Source organism: Pseudomonas sp. NFR09, from assembly GCF_900111535.1.
GTDB classification, from domain to species: domain Bacteria; phylum Pseudomonadota; class Gammaproteobacteria; order Pseudomonadales; family Pseudomonadaceae; genus Aquipseudomonas; species Aquipseudomonas extremorientalis.
Window position 1 is genome coordinate 268,538 of sequence record NZ_FOIH01000002.1, and the last position, 24,890, is coordinate 293,427.

Consider the following 24,890-nt stretch of genomic DNA (forward strand, 5'->3'; position numbering starts at 1 on the left):
GATGCATCCCAATGATGATGACCGCACCCAGTTCATGCCGCGTCCGGGTGGCCGGGCGCCGGAGCCTGTGCGTGCCGAACCTTCGCCCCTGGCCATGCCGGCCGCACCGATGCTCACCGGCAAGAGCCACGGCCTCAACCCGCTGGAAAGTGCCGCCGGTCCGCTGTTGGCGCTGCTGACGCGCCTGCGCAACACCATCGCCCACCCGGCGCCGGCCAGCTTGCGCGCACAATTGCTGGCCTACCTGCGCCAGTTCGAAGAGCGTGCCGAAGCCGCTGGCATCGCTCGTAACGAAGTGCTGCTGGCGCGTTACGCGCTGTGCACCGCGCTGGATGAGGCGGTGTTGAGCACGCCCTGGGGCAGCACCAGTGACTGGGGCAAGCAGAGCCTGCTGATCACCGTGCACAACGAGGCCTGGGGCGGCGAAAAAGTCTTCCAACTGTTGGACCACTGCCTGCAAAGCCCACGGGAACGTCTGTATCTGCTGGAGCTGTTGTACCTGTGCATGTGCCTGGGGTTCGAAGGCCGCTACCGCGTGATGAACGACGGTCGCAGCCAGCTGGAGACCCTGCGCGAACGCACTGCTGCAGCCATTCGCAGTGCGCGTGGCGAGCATGAGCGTGAGCTGTCGCCGCACTGGCGCGGCGTGACCGTGGCCCGCGACCGCCTGGCGCAATTCATGCCGCCGTGGATCGCCGTGGCCATCGGCTTGGCGTTGTTACTGGCGTTGCTGTTTGGCTTGCGCATGAAGCTGGCGTCGGATGCCGAACCGGTGTTCAAGAATATCCATGCCCTGGGCGAGATTCCGGTGCAAGCCATCGACCGTCCGGTGGCGCAGCCCAAAGTCATCGAGCGCCCGCGCCTGGCGGGCTTCCTGGTGGAAGACATCAAGGCCGGCCGCGTGGCGGTGGAGGATGCGGTCGACCGTTCCGTGGTGACCATTCGTGGCGATGAGCTGTTCGCCTCCGCCAGTTCCAGCATCGTCGACGACTACCAGCCGCTGATGCTGCGTATCGCCGACGCCATTCGCAAGGTCAAGGGCCAGGTGCGGGTGACCGGGCACAGTGACAACCGCCCGATTGCCACGCTGCGCTTCCCGTCCAACTGGGCGCTGTCCGAAGCGCGGGCCAAGTCGGTGCTGGAGATCCTGGCGGCCAAGACCGGCCAGGCCGAGCGCTTCAGTGCCGAGGGCCGCAGCGACACCGAGCCGGTGGCGACCAACGCCACCGCCGAAGGCCGTGCCCGCAATCGTCGGGTTGAAATCACCGTATTGGCGGAGGGCGTCGAGTGAAGGCGTTTTTCAGTTTCATGATTCGCTGGGTGATCCCCGTGCTGGGTTTGATTGCCCTGAGCCTGATCATCTGGTTTGTCGGGCCGTTGCTCGACGTGCTGGTACCGGAAGGCCGGCGCTGGGCGCTGATCGTCCTGGTATTCGCGGTATGGCTGGCCTACCGCGTGTTCCGCATCATCCAGGCCCGGCGTCAGGCCGCCGAAGTGATGCGCAGCCTGGCCGCCGAAACCCCGGCCGACCCCAACAGCGTCGCCACCGCCGAAGAACTCACCACCCTGCGCCAGCGCATGGACGAGGCCCTGGCCCTGCTGAAAAAGGCCAAGCTCGGTGGCGATGAGCGCCGCAACCTCTACGAACTGCCGTGGTACGTGATCATCGGCCCGCCGGGTTCGGGCAAGACCACCGCGCTGGTCAATTCCGGCCTGCATTTCCCGTTGGCCGCGCAACTGGGCGCCGGCGCCGTGCGTGGTGTCGGTGGTACGCGCAACTGCGACTGGTGGTTTACCGATCAAGCCGTGCTGCTCGACACCGCCGGCCGCTACACCACCCAGGACAGCAACTCCACGGTGGATAAGGCCGCGTGGCTGGGCTTCCTCGACCTGCTGAAAAAACAGCGCTCACGTCGCCCCATCGATGGTGCGTTTATCGCCATCAGCCTGTCGGACCTGCTGCTGGGCACTGACGCCGAGCGCGCCGCCCATGCCGCTGCCATCCGCCTGCGTATCCAGGAGCTGTACACCCAACTGGGCGTGCGCTTCCCGATCTACCTGATGCTGACCAAGCTCGACCTGGTGCCGGGCTTCATGGAGTTCTTCGACAACCTGAGCAAGGAGGAACGCGCCCAGGTGTGGGGCATGACCTTTGCCCTGGACGATGGCAAAAACAGCGACAGCCCATTGGCACACCTTCAAAGCGAGTTCGCCGGGCTGGAACAGCGCCTCAACGAACGCCTGGTCGAACGCCTGCAACAGGAGCGCGACCCGGCGCGGCGCGACCTGATCTATGGCTTCCCGCAGCAGTTCGGCGCCTTGAAGGATTGCTTGCAAAGCTTCCTCGAAGGCGTGTTCAAACCCAATGCCTTTGAAGAGCGCGTGTTGCTGCGCGGCGTGTACTTCACCAGCGGCACCCAGGAAGGCAGCCCGATTGACCGCCTGATCGGCGCCATGGCCCAGAGCATGAACCTGGACCGCCAGCACCTGGCGCGCCAGAGCGGCACCGGGCGCAGCTACTTCATCGAAAAACTCTTCACCGCCGTGGCGTTTGCCGAGCGTGGCCTGGTGGGGGTGAACCCGAAGGTCGAGCGGCGGCGCAAGTGGATTGCGCGGGGTGTGCTGGCCGCTACTGTGGCATTGGTCGTGGTGGTCAGCGGCCTGTGGTGGGTGAGTTACCGCGCCAACCAGGCCTACATCGCCCAAGTCGACCAGAAGGTCGCGCCGCTGGGCCAGGCGGTGCAGAACCTGAGCCCGGCGCAGCGCGAAGTGCTCGCCGTGCTGCCGTTGCTCAACGCCGTGAAAAACCTGGCAGGCGATTCGCCGAGCTGGTCCGAAGGCCTGGGGCTGTATCAGGGCGATATGCTTGAAGCCGAGTCCGCCAGCGTCTACCGCAAGCTGCTGATCGCGGTGTTCGCGCCACGCCTGGTGACGCGCATCGAAGAACAACTGCACGGCGGCGGCAATTCCGACTTCCTCTACGAAGGCCTCAAGGCTTACCTGATGCTGGCTGACGCCGAGCATTACGACCCGGACTTCATCAAGGCGTGGATCGCCCTGGACTGGGACCGCAACCTGCCCCGCGACCTGCCGGCGGATCAGCGCCAGGCATTGGCCGGGCACTTGCAGTCGCTGTTCGAACGCCACCCGCCGAACGCACGCCTGGATCAACGGCTGATCGACGACCTGCGCCGCCAGTTGCAACAACTGCCAGTGGCCCAGCGCGTATATGACCGGGTCAAGCGCCAGAAACTGCCCGAGGGCATCCCGGACTTTCGCCTCAACGAAGCCGCCGGCCGTGACGCCGCGCTGGTGTTCAGCCGCAAGAGCGGCAAGCCGCTGGGCGAGCCGTTGAGTGGCTTCTTCACCGCCAAGGGCTATCGCCAGGCGTTCCTGCTGAGCAGCCTGAACCAGACCGGCACCCTCGCTGAAGAACAGTGGGTGTTGGGCAACGAACAGGCTGACCAGCAGAACGTAGTGAGCCTGGCCGCCGATGTGCGGCGCCTGTATTTCCAGGATTACCAGCGCCAGTGGGATGCGTTGCTGGCGGACATCGACTTTGTGCCGATCACCAGCGTGGCCCAGGCGGCCGATGTACTGCGGGTGATTTCCGGCCCGACCTCGCCGCTGAAAAAACTGCTGGTGGCGGTGGCCAAGGAAACCGACCTGCAAGCCGAAGAGCGGCAACTGGCCGCCAAAGGCGTGCCGGTAGAAGGGGGCGTCGACAAGCTCAAGGAGCGCCTGGGCAGCCTGCTCGGCCAGGAGCAACCGACGGCCAATGCGCCTGCGGCGGCGGAGGATCCGGTGACCGCGCACTTCGCCCAGCTCAACAGCATTGTCAGCAAGAACGAAGGCGAACCGGCGGCTATCGACGGCCTGCTCACCGACATGAACGCGCTGTATGTGCAGGTCAGCGCCATGGTCGGCGCCAGCGGCGATGCGTTGCTCGGCGAGGCGAAGAACCAGGCGGCGGCTGCGGCGACTCGGGTCAGTCTGAATGCCGAGCGCCAGCCGCCGCTGGTGCAAGGCATGGTCAAGTCGGTGGTCAACTCCACCACCAACAGCATGATGGGCGGCGTGCGCAACCAATTGAACGCAGCCTGGGTCAGCGAAGTGGTCAACGTGTATCGCCAGTCCCTCGCCGGGCGTTACCCGATGTCGCCGGGCAGCGCACGGGATGCCACCCTGGATGACTTCGGCCAGTTCTTCGGCGTGGGCGGAGTGATGGACAACTACTTCCGCAAATACCTGCAGCCTTACGTGGACACCTCGGCGCAGACCTGGCGCTGGCAGCCGGGCGCGGCACAGAAACTCGGTATTGCTCCGGGCGTGCTGCAAACCTTCCAGCGAGCCGCGACGATCCGCGATGCGTTCTTCCGCTCCGGTGGCACCCAGCCAATCGTGCGGTTTGAACTCAAGCCAGTGTCGATGGACCCGACCATCACCCAGTTCCTGCTGGACTTGGACGGCCAGCAACTGAGCTACGACCACGGCCCCAGCCGCCCGGTGGCGATGCAATGGCCGAACCCCGGCAGCATTGGCGTGGTGCGGATTTCCATCATGCCGCCCTCGGCCAGTGGCCGTTCCGGCGTGACCCTGGACGGGCCGTGGGCCTGGTTCCGCTTGCTGGAGCAGTCGGATCTTACCGCCGGCAACTCACCGGACCGCTTCAACCTGCGCCTGCGCGTCGACGGTGCGAGCATCGCCTACGAGTTGCGCGCCAACAGCGCCTTCAACCCGTTCAAGAGCCGCGTGCTCAGTGGCTTCAGCCTGCCGGAGCGGCTATGACGACGCTGGGTTTCTACGGCAAGTTGGCCAGCCGTGGCGACTTTGTCAGCCGCGCCTTGCCCCAGAGCTTTATCGGCCCGTGGGACAGCTGGCTGGCGGCGGGTTTGCTGGCCAGTCAGAACAGCCTCGGCGGTGAATGGCTCAATACTTACCTGGTCAGCCCGCTGTGGCGCTTTGTGCTGGCGTCGGGCGTGTGCGGGCCGGATGCGGCGGCGGGCGTGGTGATGCCGAGCATCGATCGGGTGGGGCGCTACTTCCCGCTGGCGGTGGTGGCGTTGCTCGATCACGACACCAATCCGGCCTCCCTGGTGGGCGGGCCGGACACTTGGTTCGAGCAGGCCGAGGCGCTGTTGCTCAGCACCCTGGATACCGGTGCGACCTTTGAAGGTTTCAACGATGGCCTCGATGGCCTGGGCTTGCCGGCGAGTGAGCCGCGTGCCGTGGACAGCCGTTTCGCCGGCCTGCAACGGGTGGCCGCGACCGTGCCGCAGCAGCGCATGACGGCCCTGGCCGAACAGGCCTGCGACGGCGCGAGCCTGTGGTGGGGGCGTGGTTCGCAACGTATTTCCCCTGGTTTGCTGCGGTGTCAGGGCCTGCCTGCCGCCAGCGATTTTGCGCAGTTTTTGCTCGGACAAGAAGGTGTGGTGTAGATGGGGTCGACGTACAAATCCGCGAGCAAAAGCCATGTGGGCATGGTCCGCCAGGTCAACGAAGACGCCTGCCTGGACCTGCCGGAAAACCGCCTGTGGGTAGTGGCCGACGGTATGGGCGGGCATGCGGCCGGCGACTATGTCAGCAGCCTGATCGTCGACAGCCTGCGCAGCGTGCCGGTGGGGCGCTCCCTGGATGAATACACGGCAGCGCTGCGCAATGACCTGCTGCGCATCAACGCAGCCGTGCGCGAAGAAACCGCCAACCGTGGCGTGACCATGATGGGCAGCACCGTGGTGGTGCTGGCCGCCCGTGGCCTGCGCGGTGTGTGCCTGTGGGCCGGCGACAGTCGCTTGTACCGCCTGCGCGACGGCGTGCTCGAAGGCATCTCCCGCGACCACAGCTACGTCCAGGACCTGCAGGACAGCGGCCTGCTCAGCGAAGCCGACGCGCGTACGCACCCGCGCGCCAACATCGTCACCCGTGCGATTGGTGTGGAAGCCCACTTGGACCTGGCGGTGGTCGACCTGCTGATCGCCCCCGGTGACAGCTACCTGCTGTGCAGCGACGGCCTGAACAAGACCGTCGAAGACCATGAAATCCGCGATGTGCTCAGCCACGACGCGCCGGACGAAATCGTGCGCAGCCTGGTGCACCTGGGGCTCAACCGTGGCGCGCCGGACAACATCACCGCCATTGTCGTGAAGGTATCGCCATGAACATCGTCATCCCCGGTTATGACATCGAAGGCGAGATCGGCGAAGGCGCCATGGCCAGCGTGTACCTGGCGACGCAGCGCTCGCTGGAGCGCAAGGTGGCGTTGAAGGTGATGGCGGCGGCGCTGGCGGCCGATCCAACCTTCTGCGAGCGCTTCCTGCGCGAGGGCAAGACCCTGGCGCGCTTGTCGCACCCGCACACGGTGACCATCCATGACATCGGCAATGTCGGTGAGCTGTACTACATGGCCATGGAATACCTGCCCAACGGCACCCTCAAGGAGCGCATCGCCGCCGGCATGACACCGGAGCAGGGTGTGACGCTGATCCGCCAGATCGCCTCGGCGCTGGGCTATGCCCACGCCCAGGGCCTGGTGCACCGCGATGTGAAACCGGCGAACATCCTGTTTCGCGCCGATGGCACGGCGGTGCTGTCCGACTTCGGTATCGCCAAGTCGCTGGATGACCGCACGCAATTCACCCAGGCCGGGTTTGCCGTGGGCACCCCCAGCTACATGAGCCCGGAACAGGCGCGGGGCCAGGAGATCGATGGCCGCGCCGACCTATATGCGCTGGGCGTGGTGCTGTACGAGATTCTGGTCGGCAAGCTGCCTTACACCGGCACCGATGCACTCTCCACGGCGCTGGCGCACCTGACCGAACCGCTGCCGGAACTGCCGGTGCACCATGGCCGTTATCAGGACGTGCTGCGCAAGCTGTTGGCCAAGGACCCGGCTGAGCGTTTCCCGGATGCGGCGGCGCTGTTGCGCGCCTTGGACAATCTGCCGGCGGACTCTCCGGAAGCCACCCTGGTGCGGCCGTTGCCGATTCCGATGAGTTTCGACCTGGCGGGCATTACCCCGGAGTCCATCGAGATTCCCAGTGATAAACCCCAGCCGATGCGCCAACCGGTGGTGCCGCCGACCCAGCACAGCGAGCAGCGCCGTGGGCCGGTGTTGGCGCTGGCGGCGGTTGCAGTGGCGGTTGCACTGGCGATTGGCGGTGCGAGCTACTGGTGGTTGAGCGGTAGCGACGAGCCGGTGGTCAAACCGCCCGCTGCCGAGGTGCCGAAAGTCACGCCACCGCCGCCAGTGGTCGCCGAAGCGGATGGCGGCCAACGCCCGTTGCTCATGGCCGGCAAGAAGACCCTGTTCCAGCGCGTGCTCAGCAAGCCGGGCGCAAAGCTTTCGACCGATGCGGGCAGCGCGCCAGGCAAGGCCCTGCCGGCGTTTTCCGTGCTCTATGTGTACCAGCGCAAGGACGTCGACGGCAGCCCGTGGGTGCGTGTCGGCGCGGCCACCGATGGGCGCAGCGACGGTTGGTTGCCTGCGTCTCAAGTCAGCGACTGGAAGCAGAGCCTGGTGCTGAAATTCACCGAGCGCTCGGGCCGGGCGCCGGTGATGTTCCTGCGCCAATCCGGCGAAGTGGAAAAACTGCTGGCTGACCCTTCCGCCGCCAAAGGCGTGCTGGCCAAGGCGCAGAAAAACAGCGAAGACAACAGCCAGATCCTCGCGTTGGAGCCTGCCGCCAGCGCCGTCCCGCAGAACCAGTTCTACCTGTTGCCGATCTTCGACTCCAAAGAGAGCTTCGACGAAAACGGCCAACCGGTGCAGTTACTCAATGTCGCCTCCATCGACCCCGGCAGCAGCGCGGCCGCCAAACCCGCGACGCCGGTGATGAATGCCAACGCCGACGCCTTCCGCACGGCCGTGGTGCTGGTGGTGGACACCACCGTGTCGATGCAGCCCTATATCGACCAGATCCGCGATGTGGTGCACGAGTTGCAAACCCGCATCGCCGAGCGCGGCGAGTTGGACAGTGTCAGCTTCGGCATGGTCGGTTTTCGCAGCAGCATCAAGAAAACCCCGGGCCTGGAATACGTGGCCAAGACCCTGATCAGCCTCGATCAGGGCCGCGATCCGCAACGCTTCCTCGACATGGCGCGCCAGGTCAAGGCGTCCACCGTGTCCAGCCACTCCTTCAACGAAGATGCGTTCGCCGGGGTTATGCAGGCGGTAGACGGCATGGATTGGTCCGGTTATGGCGGGCGCATCATCCTGCTGGTCACCGACGCCGGTGCGCTGCGCAAGAATGACCCGTTCGCCGCCACCCAGATGAACGAAGCCGAAGTGCGCCAGGCCGCGCTGGGCAAGCAGATCAAGATCTACGCCTTGCACCTGCGCACCGACGCCGGCAAGAAAACCCACGCCGGTGCCGAGAGCCAGTACCGCATCCTCACTGCCGACGCCAACCCGCAGATTGGCGACCTGTACACCGCGGTGCCCGGTGGCGATGTGCGCAAGCTCGGCGAGCGGGTGGATGAGATCGGCACGGTGTTCGCCAACCTTGTGCATCAGGTGCGCAGCAACACGCCGCAGCCGGTGCCGTTGCTGAGCAGCGCACCGAGCCTGGCGGATAAGTCCGCAGCGGTCGGCTATGCCATGCACATGGATTTCCTCGGCCGCAAAACCGCGAGCCAGGCGCCGCAACTGGTCAGCGCCTGGACCGCCGACCGCGACCTGACCAACCCGGCACTGCCGGCGTTCCAGGTGTGCGTGATGCTGACCAAGTTGCAGCTCAACGATCTGCAGCAGTCACTGAAACTGATCGTCGACGCGGCGCGCAAGACCCAGACCTCGCCCAAGGACTTCTTCCAGGAAATCGCCAGTGCCTCGGCCTACATGAGCCGGGACCCGCAGGCCCTGCGCAAGGGCGGCAATCTGGCCGACGGCGGCATTCTCGGCGAATACCTCGAAGGCCTGCCGTACCGCAGCAAATCGCTGAACATGACCCAGGACCTGTGGTTGTCGTTGAGCGTGGCCGAGCAGGAAGACTTTATTGACGAGCTGGACTCGAAAATCCGCCTCTACGAAACCTTCCACAATGACCTGGCCAACTGGGTCCGTTTCGGCGATGCCGAGCCGGGCGATGCGTTGTACCGCGTTCCGTTGTCGACGTTGCCGTGATGCTCACCCTGAACGCGGTGCACAAGAGCCGGGGCGTCGGTAGCCAGCGCTATAGCCTGGTGATCCCGGCGCTGGCGCTGCGTGCGGGCGAGCAAGTGGCGATTGTCGGGCCCAGCGGTTGCGGCAAAAGCACCTTGCTCGACCTGCTGGCGCTGGTCTTGGCACCGGATCAGGTCGGGCAGTTCGAGTTTTATCAGCAGGACATTGCCGGGCTGTGGCGCGCTGATCGGCAATCCGCATTGGCCGCGCTGCGCAGCCAGCACTTGGGCTATGTGCTGCAAACCGGCGGCCTGCTGGGCTTTCTCGATGTGCGCGGCAATATCGCCTTGTCCCGGCAACTGCTGGGCTTGAAGGACGATGGCAGCGTGGCGCGCCTGGCCGAGCAATTGGAGATCAGCGACCAGTTGGCCAAGAAACCGGCGACGCTGTCGGTGGGGCAGCGCCAGCGCGTCAGTTGTGCCCGCGCCCTGGCCCATGCGCCGCAACTGGTGCTGGCGGACGAGCCGACAGCGTCCCTCGACCCCCTGAATGCCGAGCGCGTGATGTACGCATTGCTGGCCCAGGCCCGTGAACACCGTGCAGCCTGTGTGATCGCCACCCACGACGAGCCCCTGGCCCGCGCCAGTGGCTTGCAGGTGCGACGCATCAGTTGCCGTCGCGACACCGATGGCGGCGTCACCGCCACCCTCGGGGAGGTGTGCTGATGCGCATCGGTCTGGTGGCGTCGCTGGCCTGGCAGGATTACCGCAACGATGCCTGGCTGTCGGCCTGTTCGGTGCTGGCGCTGGTGGCGGTGATCGCGCCGCTGCTGGTGTTATTCGGCCTGAAATTTGGACTGGTTAGCAGTTTGACCGAACGTTTGCAGACCGACCCCGCCACCCGTGAAATTATTCCGCTGGGCGGTGGTCGATTCAGCAGTGCGTTTATCGAGCAACTGGGCGAGCGCAGTGAGGTGGCGTTCGCCATACCGCGTACGCGGCAGATTGCGGCGACGGCGCAAGTGGGCACGTTGGCCCTGGAGATGCTGCCGACCGCGTCCGGTGACCCACTGCTGGCCGGCCTGCCGGTGCCCAAGGGCCTGGACCAGATTGTGCTGAGCCACACCGCCGCCGAAAAGCTGGCGGCGCGGCCTGGCGATTGGCTGGAAACCAGCTTTGCACGACAAGTGGCCGGGCGCGTCGAAGCCCAGCGCACGCGCGTGCAGGTGCTGGCGGTGTTGCCGCTGGAAGCCTTTGCTCGTGACGGTTTGTTTGCCGACCTGGGTTTGCTGGAAGCGGCGGAAGATTACCGCGATGGTCGCGCAGTGCCAGCCCTGGGTTGGGACGGGGAGGCTGCAGGCGTCAGTGAGCAGCGCGTGTACCCGGCGTTCCGCCTGTACGCCCGCAACCTTACAGATGTGGAGCCGCTGCGGGTGTACTTCGCGGGGCAGAACCTGTTGGTGTCGACCCAGGCGCAGACCATCGCGCAGGTGCAGTCGTTGAGCCGCAACCTGTCGATCGTGTTCTGGGTAATCTGCGGGCTGGCGTTGGCGGGGGCATTTGCGGCCATTTTTGCCGGCGCCCTGGCCTGCGTCGCGCGCAAGCGGCGTGAGTTATCAGTGTTGCGCCTGTTGGGGTTTTCCACCGGTGGGTTGTTGTTATTCGTGGTGGTGCAGGCGCTGTACAGCGCGGGTTTCGCCGCCGTACTCAGTGCAGGGCTGTATGGCCTGGCCGAGTCGGGCTTGAATGAATTATTCGTGCAGGTGCCGGGCGAATACGCCAGCCACCTGCTGGCGCGCCATTACGGCCTGGCCCTGGTTGCAGTCCTCGGCGTCAGCGCCGTGGCGGCGGCGTGTGGTGGTTGGCGAGTGGCGCGGATCCAGGCTTCTGAAGGAATCAGAGATGTATAAGTTGCTGGGCGCCTGTGTGGCGCTGACCCTGGCCTCGATGGCCTGGGCCGATGAGGCGAGTGACAAGCTCGACAACCCCAAGCCGTTGGAAGGCGACGTCAGCCTGCCGTTGCCCTGTGAAGGCAACATGGTGTTCCGCTACGCCTACGTGTTGGCCCAGGGCACCCTGGATGACCGCGAGATCAGCCTCGGCTACCCCTTTGCCGAAGGCGAGGCGGGTTATCAGCAATCGTTTATTTCCGGCTACCGTCGCGACTTCATCAATGGCCAGTTCACCCTTAAGGACCTGCCCAAGGACTGGAACAAAGTCATCGCGCCGTTGATGCCGAAGACCGACGCCAAGACTCCGCTCAAGCCCATGCTGTACTTCATCGGCAAGTACGAAGTGACCGCGCGCCAGTACGCCCAGGTGATGTCCCAGGCGCAGTCCCTGGCCAGTGGCGAACCGGCGCCGGCGTGCGATGCGCCGACCGGCATGGCCGGGCGCCTGCCCAAGGTGAAACTGTCGCGCTTTGAAGCCGAGCGCTTCTCGGCGGTGTACAGCGCCTGGCTGATGAAATACCACCGCGACTTGCTGCCGGTGAGTGGCCGTGGTTCCTCGGCGGATGACGGCGGACTGGGCTTTGTGCGCCTGCCCACCGAAGTGGAGTGGGAGTTCGCTGCGCGCGGCGGCCATGCGGTGAGCCGCCAGGACCTGGAAGGGCGCCTGTTCCCGCGCCGTGTCGACGGCAGCGACAGCGACGGCCCGCTCAGTGATTACGCGGTGTTCAACCAGGTTGCCGGTGGTACCGGCCAGGCTGCGCGCCTGATGCCCATCGGTACCAAATTGCCCAATCCGATTGGTATGTTCGACGTGATCGGCAACGCCGCGGAAATGGTCCAGGAATCGTTCCAACTGGTCCACGCCGGGCGTCGCCAGGGCACCTACGGTGGCTTTGTGGTCAAGGGCGGCAACTACCTGGAAGGCGAGGGCACGCTGTTCACCGGCATGCGCCGCGAATACCCCCTGTTTGCCGCCGATGGCACCGAGCAGAGCAACGAGACCACCGGTTTCCGCGTGGCGATCGGCGCGCTGTCGGCGCCACGTTCGCGCTACAAGGAGCTGTTCGCCCAATGGCAGAAAGAGGGCCGCCTGGCCTCGCTGACCGACGCCATCGACGACGCCCAGGACCCGACCAAGCGCCTGGACAGCATCATCGCCGCCAGCGTCGATCCCAAACTGCAAGCCGAGCTGGGGCTGGTCAACGAAGAGCTCAAGCGCAACGTCTCGCTGATCGCCCAGCAACGCGAAGAAGCGGCGGGCAACCTGATTCAGTCGGCCGCGTTGGTGGCCGAGACCATCGCCAACTACAACATCCGCCTGGCCAACCTGCAGAAGAGTCGCCAGCAGGCCCTGGACAACAAGGACGCGGCCAGCGCGCAACTGTTCGAGATGGCCATTACCAATGGCCGCAGCGCCCTCGACGGCGCAGTGGCGATCTATATCGACAACCTGGCCACCGGCACGCGCTACACCGATGCGGTGATCCAGGCGCAGTTTCAACGGATCAAGGAAGAGTTGGATCGCAAGCCGGTGCTCGGCAAGAGCCTGGTGACGCGCGCAACACTGTTCGTTCGCCATGTCGGCAACTACCGCAAGCAACAGCGGGCCGACCCGGCAACGATCTTGAAGGAATTGCTCGCAGCGAGCGGTCAGCGATGAGCGCTGGCTGTATAGCGAGCTTGGAAGGGACTCAGGCGGCGGTGGGCCGTGCTGGGCAAGTCAAACTTAAAAGAGAACACACCTATGCTTTTTTCCCGTAAGGCGGTTTCCAAGCGTCACTTGCTGCTGATCGCGGCTGGCTTCAGCACTGTGCTGACCGGTTGCGCCACATCGCCGGCCTCCAAGGTCGCGTCGAGCACCAAGGTCGAGTACTACCCCAACTGCTATGAGCCCGTGCAGCACTTGCGCGCCACCGACTCGAACATGACCAAGTCGGTCGTGACCGGTGCGGCCATCGGCGCTGCCGGCGGTGCCCTGCTCGGCGCCCTGACCGGCGACAAGGAAAAACGTGGCCGTAATGCGGCCATCGGTGCTGCGGGCGGCGCCCTGGCCGGCGGTGCAGCGGGTTACTACACCGAACGTCAGAAGCAGATCGCCGATGACAACCAGCGTATTGCCTCATATGCGGCTGATGTGAACAAAAGCGTCTCCGACATCGACCGCAGCACGGCGTACGCCAAGGCGTCCCAGCAGTGCTACCAGAGCGCGTTCACCAAGTTGGTGGCTGATCGCAAAGCCAAGACCGTCAACGACACCGAAGGCCGCAAGCGCCTGGCGGAAATCGTCTCGGGCCTGAAGGAATCCAATGACCTGATCGTTGCGGTCAACGGTAAAGCCGCCGAAGACCTGAACAACTACACCCAGGCCTACGAGAAAGACCTGCAACAGGTTGGCGTACAGCGTACTGACGTGGTCACCGTGGCCAAGGCCGACACAACACCTGTTGTGACATCGGGCAAGAAGAAAGGCACAGGCACCAAACCGCCGAAAAAGCCGGTTCTGCCAACCGTACCCACAGAAGCGGTGAGCACCGAGAAGACCTTCCAGACTGCCCAGGTCAAGCAAGCTGAAAGCAAGCAGGTCGCCAGCGCCGGTAAAGCTCAGCTCGAAGGCAGCTGCCGCGATCCGAACCTGGCCGACTGGGCGCCGGTTCCTTGCCCAAACGTTTAAGTAATATGCTGCTATAAGCGTCAAACGCCAGCCGATCTTCCGCTAATGCGCAAGATCGGTGGCGTTCTTTTTGCAAATCGTTAAACTGCTGCGGCCACTCAATAATTACACCGAGGCCGTGTGCATGAAATTCCGTCTTCTCCTGTGGGTGCTGGGCCTGATGATGGGCAAAGCCAGCCGCACCAATCCTGCCTTCCAGCAACAGTTGGGCGATAAAGACCTGGCGTTCCAGTTGCAGACCCTCGACGGCAAGGTTGCCCGTCACTTCATCGTCAAAGACCAGCGCATCACCAGCCGCTCGGGTGTTCACCCGGCGCCGGCGTTTGCCATCGCGTTCAAAGACGCCGCCTATGGCTTCGCCACGATGCAGGCGAAGAACAAGCAGCTGGCGTTCATGACGGGGATCCAGGACAAGTCGATCCAGATCAAGGGCAACCCGGCGCTGGTGATCTGGTTCCAGGGGTTGACCAAGTACTTGAAGCCGAAGAAAAAGAAATAGAGCGTGGTGGATTCATCGGGGGCAAGCCCCCTCCCACATGGGCATGCATTTCAAGTGTGGGAGGGGGCTTGCCCCCGATAGCGGTCTGACAGGCGATCGATTCAGCCCTGGCTGAACTGTGACGCCAGTTCGCGCAACAGCACTTCAGCATCCAGCACTTTACCCACCACTTCTTCAGCCTTGTCACGGCTCAAGCCCAGGCGCTCCAGCAGCGCATCCGGAATCGCTTCATCCGGCCCGGAACCGATCCCGCGGCTACGCAACAAACGCACCGCCAGGCTCACCAGGTTCGGGTACTCGGCGTATTGCCCGTCGTAGGTCGGGTCGTGCTGGAAGCGCAGGGCGGTGGACAGTTCGTCCGGCATGTCCCAGTAGCGCATCAGCCAGGCACCGATCTGCTCGCGGCTGATGCCCAGCAGATGTTGCTCGACATAGCTGTGGCACAGGTGCGGGTTGACCTCCAGGTGACGGCAGATCAGCGAGAAGTGCGGCGGGAACACGTGGGCCAGCAGCAGATAACCGAAGTTGTGCAGCAGGCCGGCAAGGTAGGTGAGGCCGGCTTCCGGACGCTGTGCGCGGGGCATGGCGCGGGTCAGGCCTTCGATCACGGCGGCGGTGTAGATCGACTGGTGCCAGTACGGCGTCGACTGGTGCGGGTGGTCCTTGGGCAGGCTCAGGGTCTTGCCCAGGGCCAGGCCCAGCGCCAGGTTGATCACCAGGTCGAAGCCCAGCACACGCACGATGGCGTCTTCCACTGAACGAATCTTGCCCGGCGAGGCGTAGTACGGCGACGCGGCCCAGCTCACCACTTGGGCGGCCAGGGCCGGGTCGGTCTCGACCACGCCGGTAATGTCGTCGATGGTGGCGTTTGGGTCGACGCGCAGCTTGATGATCTTCTGCGCGGTGTCGGCCAGGGGCGGAATCTCGATGGTCGCTTCCAGGCGCTGCTGGATACGGCGGGCGGTGAACGCCTGCATTGCCTGGGTGATTTCCTCGCGGTCATCGTTGGGGCGGTCGAGGTTGGGGCGGATATTGCTCAACGGCTCGCCGAAGTGGCCGGCGCTGGCCTTGGTGAGCATCGTCTTGAAGGCGTCGCTGGGAATCTCCAGCAACAGGCCTGCTTCACCCGAATGCACCAGCAGGCTCGGCTCGTCGAGCAGGCTGCCTTCGTACAGGCAGGGCGAGCTGGTAAGGGGTGGCAAACCTGGCAACAGGCTCAGGTCATGTTTGTCGAGCATGCGCTTGACGCGATCCGGCGATACAGCGGTCAGGCGGCGGCCGGTGAGTTCGGCGAGGCGGTTGAGGTCGAGCAACTGGTTCTGCGGGAACAGCACCATCAGGGCGCCTACCGCATCTTCCAGCAGCACTGCCTGGACCTTCTGCGCAGGATTCAGGCCCGGGAGGTCGGCGACTTCCGTGTAGGGGATGGCGAGTTTTGCGAGCAGAGCCCGAATGACCGGCGGGGCGGTCAGTGGGGCTGTGGCGAGGGCAACTTCTGACATGGCCTGATCCAATTTCTTACAGTCACCGAAGTATAACCAGCTTGATACAACTGTTGGTCGCTTAAGTGCGTCAGGCGTCACACTTGGCCGTATTGCTGCCCGTGCCTGAGCCAGCGATTGAGCAGCGGGCTGACGTGGTCCGGCCAGCGCTCCAGCAGTGCCTGTGCGGCATCGCGCACGGCAGGCAGCAAGTCGGCGTCGCGCATCAGGTCGGCGACCTTGAATTGCAGCAGGCCGGTCTGGCGCGTGCCGAGCATTTCGCCGGGACCGCGCAGTTCCAGGTCCTTTTCGGCGATGACAAACCCGTCGTTGGTTTCGCGCATGATGCCCAGGCGCTGGCGACCGATCTGCGACAGCGGCGGGTGGTAGAGCAGCACGCAATGGCTGGCGGCGCTGCCCCGGCCCACCCGGCCACGCAACTGGTGGAGTTGCGCCAGGCCCAGGCGCTCGGGGTTTTCGATGATCATCAGGCTGGCGTTGGGCACGTCCACGCCGACTTCGATCACGGTAGTGGCCACCAACAGTTGCAGGTTGCCAGCTTTGAATTCGGCCATGACTGCGGCTTTTTCAGCCGGCTTCATGCGCCCGTGGATCAGGCCGACCTTGAGTTCGCCCAAGGCGCTGGTGAGGTCTTCATAGGTGGTTTCGGCGGCCTGGCAGGTCAGCTCTTCGGACTCTTCGATCAGCGTGCATACCCAGTACGCCTGGCGCCCTTCGGCACAGGCGCTGCGTACGCGTTCGATCACTTCCACACGCCGGGTGTCGGTGACCAGCACGGTGTTGACCGGCGTACGGCCAGGCGGCAGTTCGTCGAGGATCGAGGTGTCGAGGTCGGCGTAGGCGCTCATGGCCAGGGTGCGCGGGATCGGTGTGGCGGTCATGATCAACTGGTGCGGGTTCATCCGCCCGCCGACGCCTTTCTGGCGCAGCGCCAGGCGCTGTTGCACGCCGAAGCGGTGCTGTTCGTCGATGATTACCAGGGCCAGGTTCTTGAACTGCACGTCGTCCTGGAACAGCGCGTGGGTGCCCACCACCATCGGTGCGCCGCCGGCAATCTGTTCCAGTGCCGCCGCGCGGTTCTTGCCCTTGAGCTTGCCGGCCAGCCACGCCACTTCCAGGCCCAGCGGTTCGAGCCAGCGCTTGAACGTGATGAAATGCTGCTCGGCGAGGATCTCGGTGGGCGCCATCAGCGCCACCTGGTAGCCGGCCTCCAGCGCTTGCAGGGCGGCGAGGGCGGCGACCACGGTCTTGCCTGCGCCCACATCGCCCTGGATCAGCCGCAGCATGGGCTCCTGCTGGCTCAGGTCATAGGCGATTTCATTGCCGACGCGTTGCTGGGCACCGGTCGGCGCAAAACCCAGGTTGGCCAGGTACTGCGCAGGCAAGCGCGTGGCCTTGGGCATTGCCGGTGCACGCAGGGAGCGCATGCTCTCGCGCAGGCGTTGCTGGGACAGTTGATGGGTCAGCAGTTCTTCGAAGGCCAGGCGATGCTGGGCCCAGTGATGACCGAGCGCGAGTTCGTCGACATCGGCGTCGGCGGGTGGGTGATGCAGGTAGCGGATCGCATCGTCCAGCGGCGCCAGTTGATAGTCGCGGGCCAGTTCCTGGGGCAGCCAATCAGGCAGGCTTTTCGGGCCGAGCATGGTCAGCGTCTGCATGCACAGTTGGCGCAGGCGTTGCTGGGTCAGGCCTTCGGTGAGTGGGTAGATCGGCGTGAGCGTGGTGTCGACCGGCGGCGGTTCGTCACCGGTAATGGCGCGGTATTCCGGGTGATAGATCTCAAGGCCGGATGCGCCGGGTCGCGCTTCGCCGTAGCAGCGCACGCGGGTGCCGCGCTTGAGGCCTTCCTTCTGCGCGTTGCTGAAATGGTAGAAGCGCAGGCTCAGGCCGCCAGTGCCATCCTGCAGGCGTACGACCAGACTGCGGCGCTTGCCCATCACCACATCGGCACCGCTGACGGTGCCTTCGACCACTGCGTCCTGCCCGGGGCGCAACTGGCCGATGGGCACTACGCGGGTGCGGTCCTGATAGCGCAGGGGCAGGTGGAACAGCACGTCCTGGAGGTTCTCCAGGCCCACCTTGGCCAGCTTCTCGGCCATGGCTTCACCGACACCCTTGAGTGCCGTCACCGACACCTGCGACAGCTCAGTCATACCCTGGCTTAGCTCGCGGCAGTCGGCTTGGCGACCGAACACAGGCGGATCGAGTCGGCGAGGATCTCAATCGCTTTGGGCCGTGGGAAGCTGGCGCGCCAGGCGATCGCCACGGTGCGGAACGGCACCGGCGGCGTGAGTGGGCGCACTTCGATCACGCCGGGGGCGTAGTGATGGCTGTCCACCGCCGACAGCGGCAGGATCGAAATGCCCAGGCCGGACGCGACCATGTGACGGATGGTTTCCAGGGAGCTGGATTCCACGGTGGTGTGCTTGGCGCCGTCATTGCCCTTGGTCAGGGTCGGGCAGGCTTCCAGGACCTGGTCGCGGAAGCAGTGGCCTTCGCCGAGCAGCAGCAAGCTCTTGTCGTTGAGCAGGCCAGCGTCGATGGTGTCTTTCTGTGTCCACGGGTGCGAGGCCGGCATGAGCACGTAGAACGGCTCGTCGTAGAGCGGCAGGGTCAGCACGTCGGCTTCATTGAACGGCAGGGCAATGATGATAGCGTCCAGCTCGCCGTTGCGCAGTTTGTCGCGCAGCACGTGGGTGAAGTTTTCTTCGATATACAGCGGCATCTGCGGCGCGACGCGGTGCAGTTGCGGGATCAGGTGCGGGAACAGGTAAGGCCCGACGGTGTAGATGGCGCCGACCTTGAGCGGCGCGGTCAGCTGGTTCTTGCCGGCCTGGGCCAGTTCGCGAATGCTCTGCGCCTGCTCAAGTACCTTCTGGGCCTGGGCCACAATGCCTTCGCCCACCGGTGTGAGGCGCACGGCGCTCTTGCTGCGCTCGAAAATCAGCACACCGAGTTCGTCTTCAAGCTTTTTCACGCCCACCGACAGCGTCGGTTGGCTGACATGGCAACGCTCGGCCGCGTGGCCGAAGTGCTGCTCTTGGGCGAGGGTAACGATGTAGCGCAATTCTGTAAGAGTCATAGCGGGCGTCCATGAGGTTGCGGGCCAAGCATACCGGCTGCAATCGATAGACGCACGTTATCAGACACGATGGGGTTTGCGACACCGGCTAATCGGGTGCCGCAGGTGTTTTGCCGGTTATTTCTGCGGGTATTTGAAGGTGAAGGTCTCGGTGAAAGGACCCCACCACTCGGGTACGCCGGTTTCTTTGTCGACGTGGTGGAAGAAACCATTGATCTGCGGGCTCTCGTAGCGCAGCACCACGGTATAGGTGCCTGGGCCGTCCATCTTCACGTTGTTCGCATAGTGGGCGCCGTCTTTGGCGACCATCGGCAGGAGCGTGCCGATTTGCTTGTAGTCCGGAGCGCCTTCCTTGACCAGGGAATAGGAGATGCTCAGGTAAGGTACCCATTCACCGTTGGACAGTCCGTACTTGTTGTCAGCGGTGGCATGCACATCGGTTTCAAGGTGCACCGAGTCCTTGTCCATGACCATGCCCGGTGGCATTGGCGCCATCTCGATTCCGGTGAGGTACGAGGAGGCGATTTCCATGTCGTGGGTCTGGACCGGGCCGCCGATGGGGTATTCACGGGCTTGGCTGAAGGCAGAAAAAGCCAGGGTGCTGGTCAGGACCAATGCAGCGGCCACAGGTTTGTGCAGGTGTTTCATGGGTGACGCTCCAGGGTGGGTGACGACGATTGAGTGGTGCGCGACTGCACAAGGCGGCTACCCAGTACCAACAGGGTAAGGGTGGTCACCCAGGCAAACAGTTGAACGCCCAGGGGGCGGTCGGTGTAGCCGGTCAGCGCTTGCAGCGCCCGACCGGTGAGGCTTGCGTCGGACACCAGCCAGGAGGTGTCCCACAACTCGTAGCCCCAGGCCGGGATCAGGTTGATACCGGCCAGGATCGCGGCGGCGCGGTCGGCCATTCCCGCCGCGAGTACGGCGATCATCCACGTGGTGACCGAGAACAGACGCTTGAGGCTGATCACCACCAGCCCGCGATACAGCAGCCACGACAGCACGCCGCCGCCGGCAATCCCGAGCATGCCGCCGATGAGCATCGTCAGGGGTTCGGTGTGGGTGGATGCAGCGATGCCATACAGGAACAGCACGATTTCCGAGCCTTCGCGCAACACGGCAACGGTGATCACGATGGCCAGTGCCCACAGGGTCTTCTCGCCGCGTTGCACCGCGGCGCCGCTTTCGCGCAGTTGAGTGGCGAGTTCGCGGCCATGGCTGCTCATCCACAGGTTGTGCCAGCCGAGCATGCACACCGCGACGATAAGGATGGCGGCGTTGAAGATTTCCTGGCCGAAACCGTCCAGGGCCTGGGTGATGGCGCCGGTGAACAGCGCGAGGATCGCCGCGCCGCCAACACCGGCAGCGATGCCGCCGATGATGTAGGTACTGCGCCGCGCCAGCCCCTGGGTGGCGGCCATGACGATACCGATGACGATGCCGGCTTCCAGCACTTCACGAAACACGATCAGCAGACAGGCCAGCATGACTTACTCCTTGGCCGCGACGACGGTGACGGTGCCTTTGGCCTGGTCGGGATGGTAGTCGTCGAAAAAGCTGTAGGTGCCTGGATGCATAGGGCCGGCGAAGACGGTAATAGTGTTGCCGGGCACGACGATCTTTTCGAACTTCATGTCGTAGCTTTCAAATTCGTCGACGGTGTCGTCGTTATTGGTGAGCTGGATGCGAAAGCGCTCGCCGGCCGGCACGGTGAAGCTGGCCGGCGTGAAGGTGTGGTTCTGCACGGTCAGGCTGACCAGTTGATCCGCATGGGCTGCGCAGGGGGCGCCAGCGATTGCGAGCAGGGCAAGCGTCAGGCGGGGAGGGCAGGACATGGCGAAAGGCCTCTCAAATGAGAATTGTTCGCGCATGATTGGTGGTGTATTGAAGTGTTACAAGTGAAGAACCATGACATTGGTTTCACATTCAGTCACGGTTCAGCTTGCGGGTCTGCAAGGCTTGAAATACGGGGGAGGGGAAATGCAATGGGCACCCGAGGGTGCCCATTGGGAGCGGCTCAGCGACGACGTTTCTCGATGTTGTACACGAACGGTGCAACGATCTCGATACTGCCACCCTTGAGCATGTCTGCCGGCGGCTTGGGCAGCGGCTGGGCACGCCGGATCATGTCCAGCGTGGCGCGGTCCAGGTCGGCGTTGCCGGAGCGGCCCACCAACTCGTAGGACAGCACGTTACCCTCGGCATCCACCACGAACTTCAGGCGGTTGAGGCCTTCCTTGCCACGTGCCTGGGCACCTGGCGGGTACTTCTTGTACTTCTGCAGGTGAGCCAGCAGGGTGCCTTCCCAGGACGCTTTGGCGGCGATCTGTTGCGGCGATGGGCCAGGAACGGGCTGGGCTGATTTTTCAGCCGGTGCCTGGGTCGGCGGAGCGTCGCTCGGCGGATCCTCGGAAGGTTTCTCCTTGGGCGGCTCGATTTTCTTCTCCACCGGCTTGGGCGGCTGCGGTTTGGGCTTGGGCTTGACCGGCTTGGGCACCTGGATCGTCGGCTTGGGTGCCTCGGCCAGTTTCGGCAGGGGCAGCTCTTCCACCGGTGCAGGCGGTTGCGGCGGCGTGACCACCTTGGGCGGTGCCGGCGGCGGTGGGGCTGGCATCGGTGCCAGGTCGATGACCATGGCAGCCGGTGGCAACTGCACCGTGCGCGGCGCCGACCAGTGAAGCGCGATAGCGATCGCGATGGCATGCACGCCCAGTACGACGGCGAGGCTGGTGCCATAACGCGTCAGTTTGTGGCGCGTCGTGATCATTTCTTGGCTGCCGTCTCGAGTCCGACCAGGCCTACCTTGAGGTAGCCGGCTGCCCGCAGGGCATCCATCACGCTCATCAGGTCGCCGTAGTCCACGCCTTTGTCAGCCTGGAAGAAGATCGTCGTGTCCTTCTTGCCCTGGGTCTTGGCGTCGAGCACCGGCCCCAGGGTTTCAGCCTTGACTTCTTCTTCACCCAGGAACAGGCGTTGGTCCGCCTTGACGCTGAGGAAGATCGGTTTCTCCGGCCGTGGCGCTGGCTTGGCGCTGGACGCGGGCAGGTCGACCTTGATGTCCACGGTGGCCAGCGGTGCCGCCACCATGAAGATGATCAGCAGCACCAGCATCACGTCGATAAACGGCGTGACGTTGATTTCGTGGTTCTCGACGAGTTCGTCGTCGCCTTGATTCAAATGCAGGCCCATGGCCGATTACCCCACTTTCACCATGTGCGGTTGCGAGCTGCGCTCGGTAGGCAGGTGATCGAGGTCGCGGCTGACCAGCAGCAGGACTTCCGCCGACGCGTCCGATACCTGGGCCTTGTAGCCGGCAATCGAACGGGCAAAGACGTTGTAGATCACCACCGCAGGAATCGCGGCAACCAGGCCCAGGGCGGTGGCCAGCAGGGCTTCGGCGATGCCTGGGGCAACGACGGCGAGGTTGGTGGTCTGGGTTTTGGCGATGCCGATGAAGCTGTTCATGATGCCCCACACGGTACCGAACAAACCGACGAAGGGCGCGGTGGAACCGATGGTCGCCAGCACGCCGGTGCCGCTGCTCATGTTACGACCGCAGGCTGCCACCAGGCGCTCCAGGCGGAAGGCCACACGTTCCTTGATGCCTTCTTTTTCGCGGGTGTTGGCCGACAGGCGCATTTCTTCCAGCGCGTCGTGCACCAGGGTGTTGGCCAGGGTGCCTTTCTTGGTCGCGCTTTCGCTGGCTTCCTTGAGGGTGGTGGCCTTTTTCAGGTGGACGATTTCGGTGCGCAGACGACGCTTGGCGCCCAGCAGCTCGAAGCCTTTGGCGATCCAGATGGTCCAGGTGATGATCGAGGCGATGGCCAGGCCGATCATCACGGCTTTTACCACCACGTCAGCGTTCTGATACATGCCCCAGGGCGACAGGTCGTGGGCCATGCCCAGGGTGTTGTCTTCTTCCAGCACTACGCCGGTGTCGTCGGCGGCGGCAGGGTCAGCGGCCTGGGCCGGGTCGGTGGCAGCGGGTGCTGCGGCAGGTGCTGCCGGTGCCGCGGTGTTGTGCTCGGCAGCCGCGGGGGTGGCTGGTGCGGTGGCATCAGCGAAGGCGGCGGTCGGTGCCAGCAGTACGCTGAACAGCAGCGCAGCAATCGCGCGCCAGGCGCGGGATGGGCTGTGAAGCTTGGTTGGCGAAGCGGGGGTTGTATTACGTGTCATGCTGGCCGGACCTGAGTAAAAAAATGAGTGATCGTCCTTCCAGACCCAGGGGTCGAGGACAAATGGGTGGTTATTATTGCAAGTAATTCTTGTTAACAGAAGTAATACAGTAACTTTATTTGTGCTTTTTCTGGCCGTCTGTCATCTGCGAAGGCTAACCTAGACCTTTCTGTGCGGAGTTTTGTGATGTCAGCGCCTTCTGTTGTGATTGCCGGATGTGGCGATGTGGGGAGCCGGCTGGCCAGCCAATTGCTTGCCTCGGAATGGGAGGTATATGGCCTGCGCCGTGATATTTCGCGGCTTCCCGACGGCGTGATCGGCATTGCCGGTGACCTGTTCAAAAAGGATTGCCCCGACACCTGGCCGATTGGTGGGGTGGATTACCTGGTGTACTGCGCGGCTGCGACGGATCACGACGAGGCGGGCTACCGCGCCGCTTATGTAGAAGGGCTGAAACATGTGCTGGAGTGGCTGAGTGACTACGGCCAGGAACCCAAACACCTGCTGTTCGTATCCAGCAGCAGCGTCTACGGGCAGCAGAATGGCGAGTGGGTCGACGAAACGTCGGAGACTCAATCGAAAGGATATTCCGGGCAGGTGATGCTGGAAGCCGAGCAAGTGGCGCTCAATAGCGGCATCCCGGCGAGTGTCGTGCGGCTTACCGGCATCTATGGTCCTGGTCGCGAACGGCTGCTGACCCAGGTTCGCCAAGGCTATCGCGTGGCAATCGATCCACCTTTATATGGCAATCGCATTCATGCGGACGACGCGGCGGGGCTACTCGCCTTTTTGTTGCGCCATGTGGAAGAGGGCGGCTCGCTGGACAAGGTCTACATCGGTGTCGACGATGCACCTGCTCCACTGGCCGAAGTGGTGGGCTGGTTGCACGAATACCTGGGTGTGACTGAGTGGGCTGAGGATGCGAGTGTGCGGCGAGCGGGCAGCAAGCAGTGCAGCAATGCTCGGGTGAAGGCGTTGGGTTGGACGCCGACTTACCCGACCTTCCGCGAAGGCTACGCAGCAATTCTCAAAGGCTGAAACTCAAAACCCGATAGCAGTGTGTCAGACACCGTTGTAGTGGCTGATGCGCCGCCATCGGTGGCAAGCCCCCTCCCACATTTGGATCATGTTTGGTTGCTTATTGCTTTTCAAGCAGCCATTGGCGTGGGCCTGGTGTGAACGAGGGCACTTCATCCGCCTGCGCGGTGTTGATCGCCTGGAAGATTTCCAGCTGTTTGCCTTTGCGGGTAAAGATCCACGGGTTGCCCTGGCCGTTGAGCTGCAGCCAGATGCTGTCGTAGCCACCGCTCATTGAGGCGCAATCACCGGCCAGGCACAGCGAATACCGGTCCACATTGGGCAGGCCGGCGACCTTGCCGTCAGCCTGGAACTGCACGATGGCGCCGCTGCCGAAGCCGTCGCTGATCTTCCAGTCGCCGCCCAGGTAGGCTCCGTACAGCGCTCGCTCGAAGTTGGCACCCAAAGGTGCACCTTCCGGGGCCGGGTCTTTGGCGCGGGCAAACAGCTGTTCGGGCTCGTTGTCGTTGGCCACTTGCAGCAGTTGCTTGCCTTTGCGCTTGAGTTCGGTGGCGGAGCTGCCGTAGAAATCCACGCTCCACGCGCCGGACTGTTCACCCAGCAACTTGCCTTCCGCTACTTCAAAACCGTTGTAGTAGCGGGCCTGTGAAGCCTTGGTATTGACCTCCCACTCGAGGTTCGGGCCATAGCTCTGCAGGGCTTCACGCAAAGGGCCGCCCTTGGCTGCCGCATCGATGGCGACCTGGTTGATCCAGGTGCCGCTCACATCCCTGTCGGCAGGGTTACTGGCACAGCCGCCGAGCAACAGGGCGAGCATTGATGAGGCTACAAGCGCTTTGCGCATCATGAAATCCTTCTGAAACGAAGTCGG

The 24,890-nt window shown here is 64.0% G+C and carries 21 protein-coding genes; 11 read left to right on the forward strand and 10 right to left on the reverse strand.

Features of this window, described 5'->3' with window-relative positions:
* Position 1 precedes the first annotated feature (1 nt).
* The 10 genes from BMX59_RS05145 to BMX59_RS05190 all read left to right on the forward strand — a co-directional run bounded on the left by BMX59_RS05145 (position 2) and on the right by BMX59_RS05190 (position 14,221).
* The gene (locus BMX59_RS05145; RefSeq protein WP_071494633.1) at positions 2-1,291 is read left to right on the forward strand and encodes a DotU family type VI secretion system protein; all 1,290 of its coding nucleotides are present in this window, start codon (positions 2-4) and stop codon (positions 1,289-1,291) included.
* Positions 1,288-4,788, forward strand: a complete 3,501-nt coding sequence (gene tssM / locus BMX59_RS05150) for a type VI secretion system membrane subunit TssM (RefSeq protein WP_092241648.1) — start codon at positions 1,288-1,290, stop codon at positions 4,786-4,788. Before BMX59_RS05145 ends, tssM begins: the two co-directional genes overlap by 4 nt.
* Positions 4,785-5,438, forward strand: coding sequence for a type VI secretion system-associated protein TagF (gene tagF, locus BMX59_RS05155; RefSeq protein ID WP_093120363.1), 654 nt, complete (start codon positions 4,785-4,787; stop codon positions 5,436-5,438). Before tssM ends, tagF begins: the two co-directional genes overlap by 4 nt.
* On the forward strand, positions 5,439-6,158 hold the full coding sequence (locus tag BMX59_RS05160; RefSeq protein WP_092241650.1) for a PP2C family protein-serine/threonine phosphatase: 720 nt from the start codon (positions 5,439-5,441) through the stop codon (positions 6,156-6,158). It begins immediately after the preceding gene.
* The gene (locus tag BMX59_RS05165; protein WP_092241652.1) at positions 6,155-9,121 is read left to right on the forward strand and encodes a serine/threonine-protein kinase; all 2,967 of its coding nucleotides are present in this window, start codon (positions 6,155-6,157) and stop codon (positions 9,119-9,121) included. The genes BMX59_RS05160 and BMX59_RS05165 overlap by 4 nt, the downstream gene beginning before the upstream one ends.
* Entirely contained in the window at positions 9,121-9,825 is a 705-nt protein-coding gene (locus BMX59_RS05170; RefSeq protein ID WP_093120368.1) for an ABC transporter ATP-binding protein, read from the forward strand. The genes BMX59_RS05165 and BMX59_RS05170 overlap by 1 nt, the downstream gene beginning before the upstream one ends.
* The gene (locus tag BMX59_RS05175; protein ID WP_093120371.1) at positions 9,825-11,009 is read left to right on the forward strand and encodes an ABC transporter permease family protein; all 1,185 of its coding nucleotides are present in this window, start codon (positions 9,825-9,827) and stop codon (positions 11,007-11,009) included. Before BMX59_RS05170 ends, BMX59_RS05175 begins: the two co-directional genes overlap by 1 nt.
* Positions 11,002-12,711 carry a formylglycine-generating enzyme family protein gene (locus tag BMX59_RS05180; protein WP_071488085.1) on the forward strand — a complete coding sequence of 570 codons (1,710 nt, stop codon included), beginning with the start codon at positions 11,002-11,004 and terminating at the stop codon, positions 12,709-12,711. The genes BMX59_RS05175 and BMX59_RS05180 overlap by 8 nt, the downstream gene beginning before the upstream one ends.
* Before the next feature lie 84 nt (positions 12,712-12,795).
* Entirely contained in the window at positions 12,796-13,722 is a 927-nt protein-coding gene (gene tagQ, locus BMX59_RS05185) for a type VI secretion system-associated lipoprotein TagQ (protein ID WP_071488084.1), read from the forward strand.
* Positions 13,723-13,846: 124 nt separating this feature from the next.
* Positions 13,847-14,221: a hypothetical protein gene (locus BMX59_RS05190; RefSeq protein WP_003195530.1), complete on the forward strand. Its 375-nt coding sequence runs from the start codon at positions 13,847-13,849 to the stop codon at positions 14,219-14,221.
* Positions 14,222-14,322: 101 nt separating this feature from the next.
* On the opposite strand, the gene BMX59_RS05195 is transcribed toward BMX59_RS05190, so the two are convergent.
* The 9 genes from BMX59_RS05195 to exbB all read right to left on the reverse strand — a co-directional run bounded on the left by BMX59_RS05195 (position 14,323) and on the right by exbB (position 22,981).
* Positions 14,323-15,723 carry an aminoacyl-tRNA deacylase and HDOD domain-containing protein gene (locus BMX59_RS05195; protein ID WP_092241659.1) on the reverse strand — a complete coding sequence of 467 codons (1,401 nt, stop codon included), beginning with the start codon at positions 15,721-15,723 and terminating at the stop codon, positions 14,323-14,325.
* A gap of 77 nt (positions 15,724-15,800) precedes the next feature.
* Positions 15,801-17,876, reverse strand: coding sequence for an ATP-dependent DNA helicase RecG (gene recG / locus BMX59_RS05200; RefSeq protein WP_093120897.1), 2,076 nt, complete (start codon positions 17,874-17,876; stop codon positions 15,801-15,803).
* An 8-nt stretch (positions 17,877-17,884) separates the two neighbouring features.
* The gene (locus tag BMX59_RS05205) at positions 17,885-18,805 is read right to left on the reverse strand and encodes a hydrogen peroxide-inducible genes activator (protein WP_016975936.1); all 921 of its coding nucleotides are present in this window, start codon (positions 18,803-18,805) and stop codon (positions 17,885-17,887) included.
* Positions 18,806-18,922: 117 nt separating this feature from the next.
* Positions 18,923-19,453 (reverse strand): iron transporter, encoded by a 531-nt coding sequence (locus tag BMX59_RS05210; protein WP_071488082.1) that lies wholly within the window; start codon positions 19,451-19,453, stop codon positions 18,923-18,925.
* Positions 19,450-20,292, reverse strand: coding sequence for an FTR1 family iron permease (locus BMX59_RS05215; RefSeq protein WP_093120375.1), 843 nt, complete (start codon positions 20,290-20,292; stop codon positions 19,450-19,452). Before BMX59_RS05215 ends, BMX59_RS05210 begins: the two co-directional genes overlap by 4 nt.
* 3 nt (positions 20,293-20,295) lie before the next feature.
* Entirely contained in the window at positions 20,296-20,640 is a 345-nt protein-coding gene (locus BMX59_RS05220) for a cupredoxin domain-containing protein (RefSeq protein WP_071488080.1), read from the reverse strand.
* 182 nt (positions 20,641-20,822) lie between these two features.
* On the reverse strand, positions 20,823-21,572 hold the full coding sequence (locus tag BMX59_RS05225) for a TonB family protein (RefSeq protein WP_071488079.1): 750 nt from the start codon (positions 21,570-21,572) through the stop codon (positions 20,823-20,825).
* Complete coding sequence (exbD, locus tag BMX59_RS05230; protein ID WP_003195519.1) at positions 21,569-21,994, reverse strand: TonB system transport protein ExbD; 426 nt, start codon at positions 21,992-21,994, stop codon at positions 21,569-21,571. Before exbD ends, BMX59_RS05225 begins: the two co-directional genes overlap by 4 nt.
* Positions 21,995-22,000: 6 nt before the next feature.
* Positions 22,001-22,981: a tonB-system energizer ExbB gene (gene exbB / locus BMX59_RS05235; RefSeq protein ID WP_092241664.1), complete on the reverse strand. Its 981-nt coding sequence runs from the start codon at positions 22,979-22,981 to the stop codon at positions 22,001-22,003.
* Positions 22,982-23,167: 186 nt separating this feature from the next.
* Here exbB and BMX59_RS05240 point away from each other — a divergent pair, with 186 nt between their 5' ends.
* Positions 23,168-24,019, forward strand: coding sequence for an SDR family oxidoreductase (locus BMX59_RS05240; RefSeq protein ID WP_092241666.1), 852 nt, complete (start codon positions 23,168-23,170; stop codon positions 24,017-24,019).
* 100 nt (positions 24,020-24,119) lie between these two features.
* Here the strand turns inward: BMX59_RS05240 and BMX59_RS05245 are convergent, their stop codons facing one another.
* Entirely contained in the window at positions 24,120-24,863 is a 744-nt protein-coding gene (locus tag BMX59_RS05245; protein WP_093120380.1) for a hypothetical protein, read from the reverse strand.
* Between the last annotated feature and the right edge of the window lie 27 nt (positions 24,864-24,890).

What these genes read in the sequence shown, in the direction of transcription:
- BMX59_RS05145 (WP_071494633.1), top strand. Translation starts at nt 2, where the DNA reads ATGCATCCCAATGATGATGACCGCACCCAGTTCATGCCGCGTCCGGGT.
- tagF (WP_093120363.1), top strand. Translation starts at nt 4,785, where the DNA reads ATGACGACGCTGGGTTTCTACGGCAAGTTGGCCAGCCGTGGCGACTTT.
- BMX59_RS05160 (WP_092241650.1), top strand. Translation starts at nt 5,439, where the DNA reads ATGGGGTCGACGTACAAATCCGCGAGCAAAAGCCATGTGGGCATGGTC.
- BMX59_RS05165 (WP_092241652.1), top strand. Translation starts at nt 6,155, where the DNA reads ATGAACATCGTCATCCCCGGTTATGACATCGAAGGCGAGATCGGCGAA.
- BMX59_RS05170 (WP_093120368.1), top strand. Translation starts at nt 9,121, where the DNA reads ATGCTCACCCTGAACGCGGTGCACAAGAGCCGGGGCGTCGGTAGCCAG.
- BMX59_RS05175 (WP_093120371.1), top strand. Translation starts at nt 9,825, where the DNA reads ATGCGCATCGGTCTGGTGGCGTCGCTGGCCTGGCAGGATTACCGCAAC.
- BMX59_RS05180 (WP_071488085.1), top strand. Translation starts at nt 11,002, where the DNA reads ATGTATAAGTTGCTGGGCGCCTGTGTGGCGCTGACCCTGGCCTCGATG.
- tagQ (WP_071488084.1), top strand. Translation starts at nt 12,796, where the DNA reads ATGCTTTTTTCCCGTAAGGCGGTTTCCAAGCGTCACTTGCTGCTGATC.
- BMX59_RS05190 (WP_003195530.1), top strand. Translation starts at nt 13,847, where the DNA reads ATGAAATTCCGTCTTCTCCTGTGGGTGCTGGGCCTGATGATGGGCAAA.
- BMX59_RS05195 (WP_092241659.1), bottom strand. Translation starts at nt 15,723, where the DNA reads ATGTCAGAAGTTGCCCTCGCCACAGCCCCACTGACCGCCCCGCCGGTC.
- recG (WP_093120897.1), bottom strand. Translation starts at nt 17,876, where the DNA reads ATGACTGAGCTGTCGCAGGTGTCGGTGACGGCACTCAAGGGTGTCGGT.
- BMX59_RS05205 (WP_016975936.1), bottom strand. Translation starts at nt 18,805, where the DNA reads ATGACTCTTACAGAATTGCGCTACATCGTTACCCTCGCCCAAGAGCAG.
- BMX59_RS05210 (WP_071488082.1), bottom strand. Translation starts at nt 19,453, where the DNA reads ATGAAACACCTGCACAAACCTGTGGCCGCTGCATTGGTCCTGACCAGC.
- BMX59_RS05215 (WP_093120375.1), bottom strand. Translation starts at nt 20,292, where the DNA reads ATGCTGGCCTGTCTGCTGATCGTGTTTCGTGAAGTGCTGGAAGCCGGC.
- BMX59_RS05220 (WP_071488080.1), bottom strand. Translation starts at nt 20,640, where the DNA reads ATGTCCTGCCCTCCCCGCCTGACGCTTGCCCTGCTCGCAATCGCTGGC.
- BMX59_RS05225 (WP_071488079.1), bottom strand. Translation starts at nt 21,572, where the DNA reads ATGATCACGACGCGCCACAAACTGACGCGTTATGGCACCAGCCTCGCC.
- exbD (WP_003195519.1), bottom strand. Translation starts at nt 21,994, where the DNA reads ATGGGCCTGCATTTGAATCAAGGCGACGACGAACTCGTCGAGAACCAC.
- exbB (WP_092241664.1), bottom strand. Translation starts at nt 22,981, where the DNA reads ATGACACGTAATACAACCCCCGCTTCGCCAACCAAGCTTCACAGCCCA.
- BMX59_RS05240 (WP_092241666.1), top strand. Translation starts at nt 23,168, where the DNA reads ATGTCAGCGCCTTCTGTTGTGATTGCCGGATGTGGCGATGTGGGGAGC.
- BMX59_RS05245 (WP_093120380.1), bottom strand. Translation starts at nt 24,863, where the DNA reads ATGCGCAAAGCGCTTGTAGCCTCATCAATGCTCGCCCTGTTGCTCGGC.